General features: G+C 41.1%; 10 protein-coding genes and 1 tRNA gene. 4 read left to right on the top strand and 7 right to left on the bottom strand.

Features of this window, described 5'->3' with window-relative positions; genetic code table 11:
* Window positions 1–143 precede the first annotated feature (143 nt).
* Window positions 144–280, bottom strand: a tRNA-Glu gene (locus K2Y18_10275).
* Between the two features lie 95 nt (window positions 281–375).
* Here K2Y18_10275 and K2Y18_10270 point away from each other — a divergent pair.
* Window positions 376–1530: a tyrosine-type recombinase/integrase gene (locus K2Y18_10270; protein MBX9806113.1), complete on the top strand. Its 1155-nt coding sequence runs from the start codon at window positions 376–378 to the stop codon at window positions 1528–1530.
* Between the two features lie 137 nt (window positions 1531–1667).
* Here the strand turns inward: K2Y18_10270 and K2Y18_10265 are convergent, their stop codons facing one another.
* From K2Y18_10265 to K2Y18_10245, 5 genes are all read right to left on the bottom strand, one after another.
* Window positions 1668–2405, bottom strand: a complete 738-nt coding sequence (locus K2Y18_10265; GenBank protein MBX9806112.1) for a class I SAM-dependent methyltransferase — start codon at window positions 2403–2405, stop codon at window positions 1668–1670.
* Between the two features lie 80 nt (window positions 2406–2485).
* Window positions 2486–4321, bottom strand: coding sequence for an ABC transporter ATP-binding protein/permease (locus K2Y18_10260; GenBank protein MBX9806111.1), 1836 nt, complete (start codon window positions 4319–4321; stop codon window positions 2486–2488).
* Window positions 4322–4334: 13 nt separating this feature from the next.
* Window positions 4335–4961, bottom strand: a complete 627-nt coding sequence (locus tag K2Y18_10255; GenBank protein ID MBX9806110.1) for a hypothetical protein — start codon at window positions 4959–4961, stop codon at window positions 4335–4337.
* On the bottom strand, window positions 4912–7098 hold the full coding sequence (locus K2Y18_10250; protein ID MBX9806109.1) for an FxsB family radical SAM/SPASM domain protein: 2187 nt from the start codon (window positions 7096–7098) through the stop codon (window positions 4912–4914). Before K2Y18_10250 ends, K2Y18_10255 begins: the two co-directional genes overlap by 50 nt.
* 153 nt (window positions 7099–7251) lie before the next feature.
* On the bottom strand, window positions 7252–7449 hold the full coding sequence (locus K2Y18_10245; GenBank protein MBX9806108.1) for a hypothetical protein: 198 nt from the start codon (window positions 7447–7449) through the stop codon (window positions 7252–7254).
* Window positions 7450–7639: 190 nt separating this feature from the next.
* On the opposite strand from K2Y18_10245, the gene K2Y18_10240 reads away from it, so the two are divergent.
* On the top strand, window positions 7640–9193 hold the full coding sequence (locus K2Y18_10240; GenBank protein ID MBX9806107.1) for a hypothetical protein: 1554 nt from the start codon (window positions 7640–7642) through the stop codon (window positions 9191–9193).
* A gap of 27 nt (window positions 9194–9220) precedes the next feature.
* Window positions 9221–9802, top strand: a complete 582-nt coding sequence (locus K2Y18_10235) for a DUF483 domain-containing protein (protein ID MBX9806106.1) — start codon at window positions 9221–9223, stop codon at window positions 9800–9802.
* On the opposite strand, the gene K2Y18_10230 is transcribed toward K2Y18_10235, so the two are convergent.
* On the bottom strand, window positions 9799–10065 hold the full coding sequence (locus K2Y18_10230) for a conjugal transfer protein TraD (protein ID MBX9806105.1): 267 nt from the start codon (window positions 10063–10065) through the stop codon (window positions 9799–9801). The two genes, K2Y18_10235 and K2Y18_10230, sit on opposite strands and share 4 nt — an antisense overlap.
* 304 nt (window positions 10066–10369) lie before the next feature.
* Between K2Y18_10230 and K2Y18_10225 the strand changes: the two genes are divergently transcribed.
* On the top strand, window positions 10370–13639 hold the full coding sequence (locus tag K2Y18_10225; protein ID MBX9806104.1) for an AAA family ATPase: 3270 nt from the start codon (window positions 10370–10372) through the stop codon (window positions 13637–13639).
* Window positions 13640–13702 lie beyond the last annotated feature (63 nt).

Genomic DNA, 13702 nt, shown 5'->3' with positions numbered 1-13702 from the left:
CAATAATAGGGCCGCTTAAAGAGGTCTAAGTCAGGACTTGGAACTTCTAAAGCAACTTACAAAAAGAAGTATAACAGATTTTAAGGGCAAAAAGTAGGAAAAAATGAGGGTGAGCAAAAATTCACGAGGAATTTAATTAGGAGTGGCGTCCCCTACGGGATTCGAACCCGTGTTGCCGCCGTGAGAGGGCGACAATATTGATCTCTCAATATGTCTCTCTAGTTCTCAAAAATTATACAACTATTTGATTTTAATTAGTTTAGTTGGAGCCAACTTATCCATAGATATTCTTAAATCTATCTTTTTCTTTCTCTATTGGTACATATGTGGTACATTTTTTATAGGACAACCTTAATGATTAGGAGGGAATAAAAAATGCCGAAATTCACCAAGACATATGTAGATTCCTTAAAAGTTAAGGATAGGCCTTACGAAGTTTGGGATACAGACCTTAAGGGGTTGGGTGTGAAGATTCACCCTTCAAGCAGAAAAACCTATTATTTCTTGTTCCGCTACAAAAGCTCTAGGAAAGAACGACTCAAGGTTGGTGTGCATGGCAACATTACTTGTGAAATTGCGCGCGAAATCGTTAGAGGGTGGGCGGGAGATTTAGCACGAGGAATAAATCCCAAGGACACCAATAGAAGGAAGGAAGCTGAAGCAAAGCAAACTTTTTTATTTTCTGACTTTTGGAAAATCTTCACCGACAAGTATATTCTTGAGAAACATAAACCTAGTACCATAAATAAAAACAAAAGTAGGGTGCAAAAAGATATTCTGCCTTATTTTGGATCTAAAATAATTGCTGATATAGAGCGAGGAGATATTTTAGCGTTCAAAGACTCGCTATCTCATGTTAAGGGCAATTGTAGGAAATGCTTAACCTTATTAAGCACAGCTTTTGATCAGGCAGAACTTTGGGGATACAGGGAACAGAACAGCAACCCCTGTAAGGGGGTGACAAAATCTCCTGATAAAAAAATGGAACGTTTTTTAACGGCTATTGAATTAGAAAAGCTTGAACAGATATTGGGAACTATGACTTTTTCACAGTCTTCTCCTTATACGGTCGCGGCTATTTGGCTTCTTATATATACTGGATGCCGTCTTAGCGAAGTCCTTGAACTGCGATGGGATGGTGTTCATCTGGATGACGGTTATCTTTATTTAAAGGATAGTAAAGTTGGGGTAAGAACCATTCCTCTAAATGATAAAGCTATACAAATATTTGCTCATCTTCAAAGACAAGAGAATAATCCTTATGTTTTTTGTGGCAATGTTTCTGGAAAACCCTTAGTTAACATACGTGGTACTTGGAATAAGGTGCGCACTCTTGCAGGTATCCCTGATGTTCGCATTCACGACTTGCGTCATTCCTTTGCTAGCTTTGCTTTAAAGAAGGGTGTTGACCTGTATACAGTATCAAAGTTATTGGGACATAAAAACATAGCAACTACCACGCGCTATGCGCATTTAGAGCTAGAACATTTGAAGGCGGCAACTAATAAAGTGGCAGGAGTGTTTGGGTAGGGATCAGTCTGGCGCAAACCCCTAGTTCGATTGCTTCATTTAAACCTCATTCAGAGGGTGCCCTAAAAATTATTTGAACTTTTGTTAATTAGGTTATCTAACTATCCTTTACTCTAATTTTATATGTATACAAAATCTCAGTTCACAGCTTCATATACAGTTAATTCAGGATGCTTCCCTAGTTTTTTGGGATGTACTATAACTTTGTTAAATCCTAAAGATTCTAATAGAAGGACCGTTTCATGGTGATAATACCATAAAACTGGCATCTCTTCCTTTTCCGTTTGAAGCACTGTCTTTTCCATGGTTTCTTGATAGGTATTTTTACTGGTAAAGCACTGCTCATATTTGTTAGCGACTGTATGACTGGTAAGTGTAATGGATGAGCCAGAGGCTGTTTTTACTTTATTTACAAAATTTTCTTCCTCTGCGTTTTCATAAAGGAATTCCCAGGGAATGAATGTATCTAGAAACAATCTACCTCCCTTGACCAAATGAGCCTTAGCAACTCGAATAGCTTCAATTGCTTTTTCTCTAGGAAAAATAAGTTGAAATGACCCCCCAACAATCATAATGACTTCATACTTTTTAGGAAGGGAGACCGTTTCAATTGACTGATGATAAAGGACTGGAGCTAAGCCTAATTCATTTCCTTGTACCCGACATCTCTCTAGCATTGGTTGTGAGTAATCCAAGCCTTCTATCTTAAGTCCCCCTTGAAGCAGAGGAAGCAATAAGCGACCCGACCCACACATGCCCTCTAAAATGGGCCCCTGGGCACCATCCAATCTTTCTTTATAAAAGGCTAGTTCTTCAGGAAATGCCTTTGGCTTAACAAGATCATAATATTCTGTAGATAGTGATCCATATATCATTTTATTCTTTTATCCCACCCTCAATTTGCCTCCCAAATCCTGAGGACTCGACGGCTAAATGTTTCGTTCTTTGTAAACTATTAACCAATCTTCACTTGAAGAGGGGTTACTGTGCTTTCATTAGCAAATTCTCTTGTATCAAGTTCCCATAGAGCCCTAAAAGATGAACAAGTCTGAAGGAGGGATTGTGGGGTTCCTTGTGCAATTACTTCCCCTCTTTCCATATATAGAACCCAATCTGCGTCCATGATCGTTCTTAAACGGTGTGCAATCATAATTTGTGTGGATACACCTTGCAGTGACCTAAAATATGCAAGGATAAGCTCCTCAGTTTGGAGGTCCAAAAATGAAGTTGGTTCGTCTAATATGAATAGCTGTGGCTTTTTCAGAAGAGCTCTTGCAATCCCTATTCTTTGCCTTTCACCACCTGAGAGGCAAGCTCCCTGTTCGCCCAGGAACGTTTCCAACCCATTAGGCAAACGATCAATCACTTCCTTTAATTGAGCTGCCTGTATGGCTTCATTTAGCTCTCTTGGCGTTGCAAAGGGGTTAGCATACAGTATATTACCTCTCATTGAATCGCAAAATAGTTGTACCTGTTGAGGTGTAAGTGCAATGGAGGCTTTCAGAGCCTGACGATCATATGAAGAATATGGGATCCCATCAAAAAATATCTCCCCCTTTTCCGGAAGGTATAATCCCCCTAGTAGTTTGCCTAAGGTTGATTTACCTGATCCAGATGGGCCCACTATCCCAATCTTCCACCCAGCCTCCAAGGAGATATTAATATCTTTTAAAGCGAAGGAAAAATTCTTGTCATTATAAGAAAAACAAAGATCCCTAGTCGATATTGAATGAACTTTACTCTTAGGAAGAATAGTTCCTGAAACAATTTTTTCATCTTCAGATAGTTTAACTAATTCAATAAACCCTGCAACTTCAGCAAAAGATTTATATAAGTCATTCATAACCACCCCTAAGGAGGAAAGTGGAGAGAAAAATTGGATTATGTAGCTATTGATTAAAATAAAATCACTTAAGCCCTGCTGGCCAGCGATTATGTTACTCACACATTTATAAGTAACTAAGGTCAAAGCACATCCTATGATAATGCCTTGCATTACCCGAACGGTTTCAAAAAGCTGCTTTGTTCTTGTCGTCTTCTCTTCTAAGAAACTGAGCTTCTCATTTAATAGAGATAATTCCCTCGTTGGAGACCCTAAAGAGTTGACAGTCTCAATATTAAACAAACGATCACTTAAGAAACCAGATACCTGTCCAGAGAGCTCAAAGGCTTGAGTCTGGTGCTTCAAATAACGAGAAACGCCATATCCAGTACATATTGCGTATAGAGAAATGGTAAAAAATAAGATGCTGCTATAAAAACCCCCATAAAGATACCAAAGTATTCCACAAGCACACAATATTTCAAGAAGCGTTGGAAGAAGAAAAAAGAGGAGACCCCATATTAAATTTTGGTAACCCTCTCTAAAAATTGCGAGGGTATTTATAATGGACCCAGTAGAAGGTAGTCTCTTGTGAAGATTGGGTTGTTTAAGAACAGCCTCATAGAATGAAGTTGTAAGCTTCCTAAGTGTTCGCTCAATAGCACGAACACTTGTCATTTCTCTAATATGTTCACCAATTTGAGCTACGGTCCACATAAAGCCATATCCGCAAACTGCAATGAGAAATAGTTGGGGATTGGTACTTTTGTTATCTATAGATTGGACTATGAACTTTAAAATTAATGGGAGAGTTATATTAAATAGCAATGCAACAACAAATATAGTGACAGCTACAAAAAACACCCCTAACAAACGCTTATCATCTCTAATAACTGCAAAAAACTTTGAAAAACAAAACGCTATAACATTAAGGGCAGAGGGAGACTTCTCCATAATCAAGGTACTCATGTCAAGGACTTGTTTATTTTACTAGTCGTACCCATTTCATAACACACTGGGCAAACGCTGGGTTTTTTACCTCTTTAAAGCCTGCAGCTTGAGCAGATCGGAAAGAGGGTAGATTGTTTTTTCTCATTGAAGCATATACAACGTCATAATGTGACAAATTGCAAGCTGTAGCATAAGCAATTCTTCCTATATGCATTCCTTGAGATTTTTTATTAAGAAAGATTTGTATTGACGCATGTCTACCCAGAAGGGGCTCATCAATTAAGTCAATTGAAACCTTGCCAGCACGTTCTTGATGATAAAATATACTCCAGAAGTAGTTATCTGGGGGATTCTTTGTTTTTCTTTTAGTTATTTTTCCCCTCACTAAATGTACGTCAGCTTCTGATGCGTATTGCGCTTTGCTTTCATGTGCCGGAGCCGTTATTTCTTCAAGCACATCATTGGGCATTGTTTTTAAACGCTTCGAAGAAGATTTGGATGTTCTCGAAGAACTACCCGAACCATCCTCTTTGGATTCTGAACATACGATAGGTCTTTGTAAGGTGAATATCAGTGAAGCAAGAAGGAGAACAATTGTTCCTGTGTTTTTAAGAAGCATAGGCTGTTTCATTAACATAAGGTCTTTGGTACTCATCATTCAGCTCCTTTTTAAAAAGATCTAAGAACTCTCTGCCTAAATCTGTTAATGGACAATCATCCAAAGTTGAGAAGGCTTGCCTTAACATCCTTTGATTTTTTTGAGTCTCTCTTAATGATTTTTCAAGAAGTTTTCCTGATTCATTACGAGACAGGTAATGCCAAAATTTTTCTAATTCATTAAATACAAACCCAGCGTGAAACAAACCAGAAACAGGTCTTGGCTCTTTGCGCCAGGGAGAAGAAACATAAGGAAAATTCGAAGTAATTACTGGGCTAAATTCTTCTAATAGATACAGTTTTTGGTGTCGGTGTTCATGAATAATGGAATCGGCAATATCGTAAGGGCTTGCAAAAGAGTTGCTGTGGCGTATGCATATGTATAAAGCCCCCGGAACTTCATTATCGCTGAAAGATACAAAACTCTCTGGATCAGCGTTAGGATCCTGTATTAAGACAATAACTGGTGACAAACGGAGAATTTCTTTCTTAAGCTCTGGATTATACTCTTTGACAATAGATAAAGCTTCATCAATTAGGCTCTCACCCTTTGAAATAAATGCGTCATCTTCATAAACCACCTTGCTTCCAAAAGGTTTACGAAGCCAATTATCAGCGGGATGGATGTGTAATTGGCCAGATTCCTTCTTAGCAACACCAAGCAAAAGATTTTCGATATCGATGTTGTCTATATCCAAAGGTTTGCCATCAAAATCATAAAGCGTTGAACCATCCCTTTTTTTAAGAAGCGTTTTCGCCCACAATTTTGCTGATGGCATATAAGAAACCTGTTTTTTCAGCTCTAGTGGCAGTTGATTGTATTGTTCTATCGTTTTTTTGATTGTGTCACCAAAAGAAGCCCCGTACTGAATAGCTTGCTCAAATTTTAAAAAGGTACGCTCACACCAATCTTCATAGACACGATTTAACTCAAAATTGTTATCTATTGCAGTGTTGTAAACCCTTGGGTCTACTTTTAATGCAGCTGTAGTTGGAGATTCCTGCTTCTTTAGTTTATTCCCAAGAAGTAGATTCAGTCTCTTTTGAGCGTGGGTAATCAACCCTAACATTTCTCGACAATAAACTGTAGGGTTATCAAAACCGTTTTTGTTATACCTGTGAGGCACTGAACCGCCACCACAAATCTGAACTACAGGGCAAGCTTTACACTTAGCTGAAACCCCCTCCAGGCTCAAAAGTTGATTGTGCCTTTGTATATTCGGTGAATTAGCAGCCTCATCAATTGTATGGTCTCTTATATTCAAGCCAAGAGAAGAATATCCTTCGGTCGTAATTTTCAAAACGTCGAGATCATGAAATGTTCCATCCGTTTCAATCGTGAGCATGGTTACATTTCCAAAACCAAAAAAGTCAGTTCCTGATTGAGAGCCAATGACTGTTTGGAGCAAAGTATCAAAAAGTCGAATTTTTAGGTTGGGGAACTCATCGAGCCACAGATCAAAAGCTTCTAATATCCAATTTAAGTATATATCTGGATCTGTATCTCGAAGAAAGGGTGGAGCTATATAGTTTGCATCAGGTAATAAGAAATCGACTTTTGGGGGATTTAGATCATTAAAAAATGATAGAAGCTCTCTTGGCTTTACCCTTGGATCAATAACAGAGATAACACCCATAAAGATATTGGGGTAGTTTGTGAGCTTTTGATATCCAGACATAACGCCTTCATAGCTTGACTTTCCTTTATGAGTGACTCTATGAAGATCTGTTGCCATCTTTGGGCCGTCTAGGCTTAACGAGACACCAATATTAGCCTCGCTAAATTGCTTTAGAATATCATCTGTAAGAAGAACACCATTTGTTTGTAATGAAAAATCAATTATTGTATCTTCTGAAACAGCTTCTCGGATCCATTGTGCTGTTTCGACAATTTTAGAGGCCTTCATCAAAAGAGGCTCACCGCCATGAAAAGCAACTAAACAATGAGGAATCTTATGGATTTTTGTATATGAACCAATTCTTTCAGCAATATTTTTTCTATCAGCCTCAGACATAAGGGGAGGCATACTTTTCCATGATTGATCCGCATGGTTAAACACATAGCAATAATCACAGTTGAGATTACATCTAGACGCCACCTTCACTAAGAAGGAAGTTATTGGTGCTTTAGAAACCACTCTCATCACCTTATAGTTAGTATTTTTTAGGGTTACGAGTTTTAATAACAAAACAGTGATGGTCAAAATTCAATAACATTTTAAAGAATTGAAGAAAACTCTTTATCCTGACAATCCCACAAAATTATGACCATCTATCTGGATAATATAAGCTTATCTATTGTGACGATGATGCATCCGACTGTAACATCCAATATCCATGCTTCCATTAGAGTTTTCTTGAGCATGTGCTTGCAAGCGGCTTAATGCAGGATGGTCACTCAACTCACTATGCTTTAACACATCTTGAGCCATTCCTCTCCACTCTGTATTAAAATCAGATGACATATTTGTTTGCGAATTCTCTCTCATAGGCTGCGTCCTTTCTTTAATTTTTCATTGTTTAAATTAAAAGTTTACTAAAAGAATTTACACCAAGTGAATCTATTAGTACAATACAAAAAATATGAATAATTGTATTGAATGTGAAATATATGATTTTTCTATATTATTTAATTGGTTATGTTAAGGGCAGCATGTTTCTAAATTATAAGGACAAAAAATGAAATTAAAAGCGCCAATGCTATATATTGTTCTTACTTGCTTGCTTTCAATGAATATAATTGCCACTGAAAGAGAAGCCCCCACAAAAACTTCGATATCACATACATTTACAAATGAAACTGGTACATACGATGTCAAAGCAATTATCCAATGGGCTTCTAGTCAGCCAATTGAACAACACGAAGAGGTTGCAACAAGCAGCCTAGCCGACTTCATAATTTGGGATACATGGACCGAGCCAGGCCAAACTTCGCAATCTAACTTGAAACAGTTTGTCGAAAACGCCGCCCATAAACATCGCGTTTTAATATCAAATCTTGAATATCCCATTGTCTTAACAAACACCAATATCATAATAGATGGAGTCCACCGATTAGCAAAAGCGATGTATGAAAGCCGTGACAGGGTCAAATGCTTATTCATTGATCGATCCACTTTAGTGAAATTTCGAGTTGATGCACCTTTATCACCTGCAAAGTCTTTAGTTCCACACCTTCCCATTGCAGATATCTTACTCCAACTCCAAAAGAATTCATTGCCCGTTGAGGACACAGAGAGGGTGGAAACCCTTGAAGACTATTTTACGGAACATCTTCCAACGGCAACAGAGATGAAAGATCATTGGGAAGTCCGGCTTGAACGTCCAAGCACACCTTATGGCAGCTATACACACGATCCAGAGATTCGCCGGGGTCTTGAGTGGTGGAAAGTTGGAACAGGCATAAGAAACATCCCTTGCGAAAGGCGTTTCTTAGAAAAGGGGTTGTTTGCTCTAGAAGATCAATGGATACCTTTATCTTGGAGCCGATATTTTCAAAAGAGAGGTTTTTTGCCCCAGGAACTTGTACTCCTTCACATAGATGATCATCAAGATATGATGGCCCCAAGGATTGGGAAACAACTTGATCGTCGATTTGTGGACTTTATTACTGGGGATCATTTTTCCTTGCTGAAACCTGACACTGTAGAGGCGGCTATTATGAGCGGAGCATTAGGTAAGGGCAGCATTCTTACACCTCTCATTTGGCAAATAAATAAGATTCATGTTCGTCATTTAACTTTACGGCCTGCTCCTTATACAACTTATGCCCTAAAGAAAGCACTTCAAGAAGACACCCTTTTGGGGAAACCACTTCAACGAATAAGCGTTCAATGCGAAAGCACTGAAAGAGAATCACTTCTGTCCTCTTCAAATTATATTGCTACCTCGTGTGTTGATACTTGGCTCAGCCAGATTCCAGAAAACGTCGACATATTTCTTCATATTGACATGGATTTTTTCAATAATAGATTTGATGGAAATTCCTCTTGGCAAGAGGGACATGGTCGGCGCATTCATGATATATCTTTGGCTGAGCAGCAAGGTCTTCTAAAAGAGATATTTCTTGGGCTAAAGAAAAAAAAGCTAGAAGGTAGAATATTGGATGTTTCTATATGCCTTTCCCCAAGCTTTTTTCCCGCCGAATTTTGGGAACCAATGACAGAAATGTTATTTCGTGAATGCAGGGATCTGGGAATACTATCTGAGAATGATAAAGCTACAAAAAATTAATAATGAAGACAGATCAATGAGATTTAATTGCCTAATGAACAACTAAAAAAAGCATGGGACCTTGTTCCTTGGAACATATTCCCCTTATCTTTTAAGGTTGATTTCTGCCAGTTCTTAGCCGAAATAAAGCCAGCAGTGCGAACGCACATCTTAAAAGAACAAAACATGAATCAATTTCTAATATCAATGCTTGATTTGGGGTTTCATTCAATCCTTGACAACAAAAATTTTCTATTCATATCAAGAGATAAGTTCTTATCAAAAAAAATAATGAAAGTAGATAATTCTTTACTCCCTCATACAGCTGAGTTTGGACGTTTGCTAGGATACCCAGAATGTTGCGTACAATACATTGAGGGATTTGGAGAAAATGAAATTGACAGAATTGCCGAAAATTATAAAGCAAGCGACTTTAATGAGCGTTTCTCCCTTATAGATATTACAAGATATTTAGAAGGCATTGCTTTGATTAGCCATGTTCCTTGTTCAACTAAATGCCAACCGTCTCTTAATATCGCGACGTCAACCTATTCTTTTATTAAGGAGAATAATTGTCAGAAGGGCTTTAATAATTGGGCAGAATCTATAAAAGAATATTTTAATCACTAGTAATGTGTATTTTTCTCCAGTTGTCCCAGTACCTCTTTACCTTGCTCACACCAAAGAATTTTCTGAGTTTGCGCATCTTCGTCATAAAACCGACCGCGTAGTTCTAACAGCGCTCCAGTGAGAATGGCTGTGCTTTCAAGATGCTCGTAGTCTTTTTGCAGATCATCTCCAAGGGAAATGTTGAGAGGTTCCAGAAGGCCGGATTTTTCGACAAGGCCACCGAGTTGTATAAGAGTCCTTGTTCGTGCTTTACGGAATTGCATGGCTGTTTCTCCTCGTCGGTGAAGATACCGTATCCGTTGACACTCATATCGGGTGAGACGCTGCTTAACCTTATGGAGTCGCTTTTCGATCTTAGTGTTCATGTCGTTCTTTCAAGGGAGATGATGACCCCCCTTCAACCCCCTCACACACAAATCCCTAAAATTAATAATAAAATATTTCATACTATTGATCAATGCTTCTTTTCAAATTTTTGAAATGCGCGCTTACACATTGCGTTGCAATATCGCTTTGTCGCAAGCGACATATCTTACAATTTTAGACAAATTGATGTAAGATGTAATTATGGCGAACTATCATCTCACCGCGAAGGGAATATCAAGGAAAAGTGGGCGTTCATGCGTCTCTGCACTTGCCTATAGATCTGCATCGATGTTGGTAGATCAGCGCACTGGTGAAACATATGACTATAGAAATAAAGAGAACGTGGAAGATGTAGATATAGTAGTTTTAAAAAACGCACCTTCTTGGATAATTAATATTTCAGAAGAGTGCAAAACATCTCGTCAAATAGCTTTACAAAAAATATCCGATATTGTTGAAGCCGCCGAAAAGCGAATGGATGCGCGGGTCTATCGAGAGCTTGAATTCTCTTTACCACGAGAACTCACCAAGGAGCAGAACATCGCCTGGGCAAGGCAGTTTGTTCAAGACACTTGTGTCGTCAAGGGCATGCTCGCCATCATGAACTATCACTTTGAGATTGATGAAAAGACGGGCGAGGAAAAGCCCCATTGTCATGTGTTGCTCTCCACGCGTACTCTCACGGAGGATGGGTTTAGTGCCCACAAAGTGAGGGATTGGGACCGTGTTGAGCTCGTTGAAGAATGGCGCGAGCAATGTGCGATGTATCAGAATGCCGCCTTGAAGGCGCATGGTTTCGACATCCGGGTTGATCATCGATCCTATATTGATCGAAAGATCGATCTGGAGCCGCAACCGAAGTTGGGCATGTCTCCCAATGAGAAGAATCAACGACTTCAAAAAACCGACAAGAGGGCACTCTTTGATGCGGTGCGATTGAAGAATCAGTTCAAGATTCTGAAGAACCCTGAGCTTGTCCTGTCCATCGTGACGTCGAATCATTCTACGTTTACTGCAAAAGACATTGCGAAGATCTTGAATCGGTACATAGATGATCCAGAGCAGTTCCAGAATCTCTATAACCGTCTCAAGACCTCAAATGAATTGGTTCGCGTTAACACCTATAAGGAACAGGAAGTGTTTACGACCCGGGAGATGTTACGCGTTGAAATGGGTCTGGTTCAACGGGCGGAGAACTTTGAAGCGCAAAGGACTCATCCGGTTGATGCAATACATGTGGAGAACGCGATTGCGGCTCAAAACAAGAGGCTGGAGTCTCATGGGGGACTCAGCTCTGACCAAGATAAGGCGATCCGTCACATGCTCTCCAGCGATCAGATTTCCTGCGTGGTTGGGTTTGCTGGCGCTGGCAAAACCACCTCTCTCGAGGCTGCGAAGGAGGCTTGGGAACAAGGGGGATACAAGGTCATCGGATTGGCTCCAACGGGCCGTGCGGCGGACAATATGGCTCGATGCGGGATTCGTTCCATGACAGTCCATAAGTTCTTAGGGGCTCAAGAGCAAGGACGGGAGCGGGTGTCTGCCAAATCGGTGATCGTACTTGATGAGGCGGGCATGGTGGACAGTCGGCGGTTTGCGGAGTTGCTCACGATCGTTGAAAAGGCCGGTGCCAAAATTGTCCCCATGGGGGATGCCAACCAGCTCCAGGCCGTCGAGGCGGGTCCAGCTTTTCGGCTTTTGACGAACCGTGTGGAACCTGCCGTCCTCGAGACCATCGTCCGTCAACAGACAAGCTGGCAGCGGGATGCGACACGGTTGTTTGGTAGCCTCAACACTCGGAAAGCCCTTGAGATTTATCAGGAGAATGGCATGTTCAAAACCATTGATGAATCCCCGACTAAGGATAGGGATGCACTTCAGAGGTTTTGCTTGGCGCGGCAGGTATCGGGGCGGATTTGGATGGAAATGCAAAATGATATAAAAACCCAAAAGCTCGAAGTCGACCATCCGGATGTACCTCTTCACCGTGAGTGGCTGAAAATCCGCCAAGAAGCCGCCAGGGACATCCTTCTGAACATTGATCAGTATGCTGAAAGGCTGGAGGAGCGCGGCGTCTATGTGGGCCATCTTCGAACACTTAAATATGATTATGAAAAAGCCACGGAGTCCTCCCAACACCAGGCGCTTCTCAAGCGAGTTGAAAACACTCTGCGGCCTATGAGTTATGACAACCTCGAGGACACGCGGGTCGAGACGAAGACTGCTATGGTCGCTGCGTGGTCTGAGAATCGGGAAGCAAATTCAACCCAGACCCACATTATGCTCGCCTTCACGAACCGGGATGCGGCGAGCCTGAATGAGCAAGCGCGGCACATGATGCGCGAAAAAGGCGAGATCACGGGTCCTGAGTTTATGTACAAGACATGCCACCTGTCCCACGATGATTTTGGAAAGGAGGTCAAGACATACGAGAACAAGGCTTTTGCGTGCGGCGATCGTCTGTTGTTCACCAGCAATGACAATGGGCTGGGGGTCAAGAACGGGACGTTGGGGACGGTCGTGAAGCTTGATCAGAATAAGATAACCGTCAAAACCGACGATGCAGAAAAAGTTGTATCTTTTGCACCCAAGCTGTATCCGTTCATCGATAGTGGATGGGCGACCACAATTCACAAAACTCAAGGGGTGACTGTCGATCATGTGAAGATGCTCGCGTCCTACGAACAATACCGAAACCTCACTTACGTTGGCATGAGCCGTCATCGCCAGACGCTCGGGGTCTTTGGCTCGTCCCTAGATTTCTGGCGAGAGGAGAAGTACGTCGATCGCCTCTCGCGCATTCAAGAAAAGTTGTCCGGCGTGGATTACCTGGATGCAAAAGAGGTTCAAGCGCAGCTCCAAGCCGATGAGAAGGTGTTGTGGTCTGCCCAAAAGATGCAGCAAGGGCGGGACTTGTGGAATGCGGTGAAGGTCACAGCAAAGGAAGCGATTACAAACTTTTTGTATGAGACCGTCGAAACAAAACCAATTCAAGAGAGTTATCGATCGTTCGATCATTCGGAGGAAAAACGCTCCAGCGATCTATTTACCGTGCGTGAAGGTCTATCGGATGCACGCGCCAAGTTTGAACTGGAGAATCAGGAGAAGTATCAGGCCGTATGCGAATTCTTTCATTTTAGAGAACGGTATGGGCGCAATCCAACCGATGCCGACAAGCCCGCAGTCAACAAAATGGCCGAGCAATTGACGAAGATTGCAGGGGAATTGTTTGAAGCTCATTTGGTTGAAAGGGGGGTGGTTGAAAAACGGGCGGTCAAAGACAATGCCATCCCTACATCTGCCGAAATATCCATCAAGGCTTATGAGGAATTCTCAATGCAGCTTCAGCAAGAAAAGCCCCGAGGAGATACACCTGAATCCAAAGCCCAGCTGCAACAAGAACGCCAAGCCCAAGAGCAGCAGGAGCAAATGCAGAGAGATCAGGTTGTGAGAAGGGGCTTGCGGATGTAAGACTAAACACAGGGATCATCTTCGTTCATACTTTAATTCAAGATCAACCCATTAAAACAGAAA

This window comes from Alphaproteobacteria bacterium (genome assembly GCA_019746225.1).
Classification (GTDB): domain Bacteria; phylum Pseudomonadota; class Alphaproteobacteria; order Paracaedibacterales; family VGCI01; genus VGCI01.
This window is presented reverse-complemented; position numbering and strand designations above follow the sequence as displayed.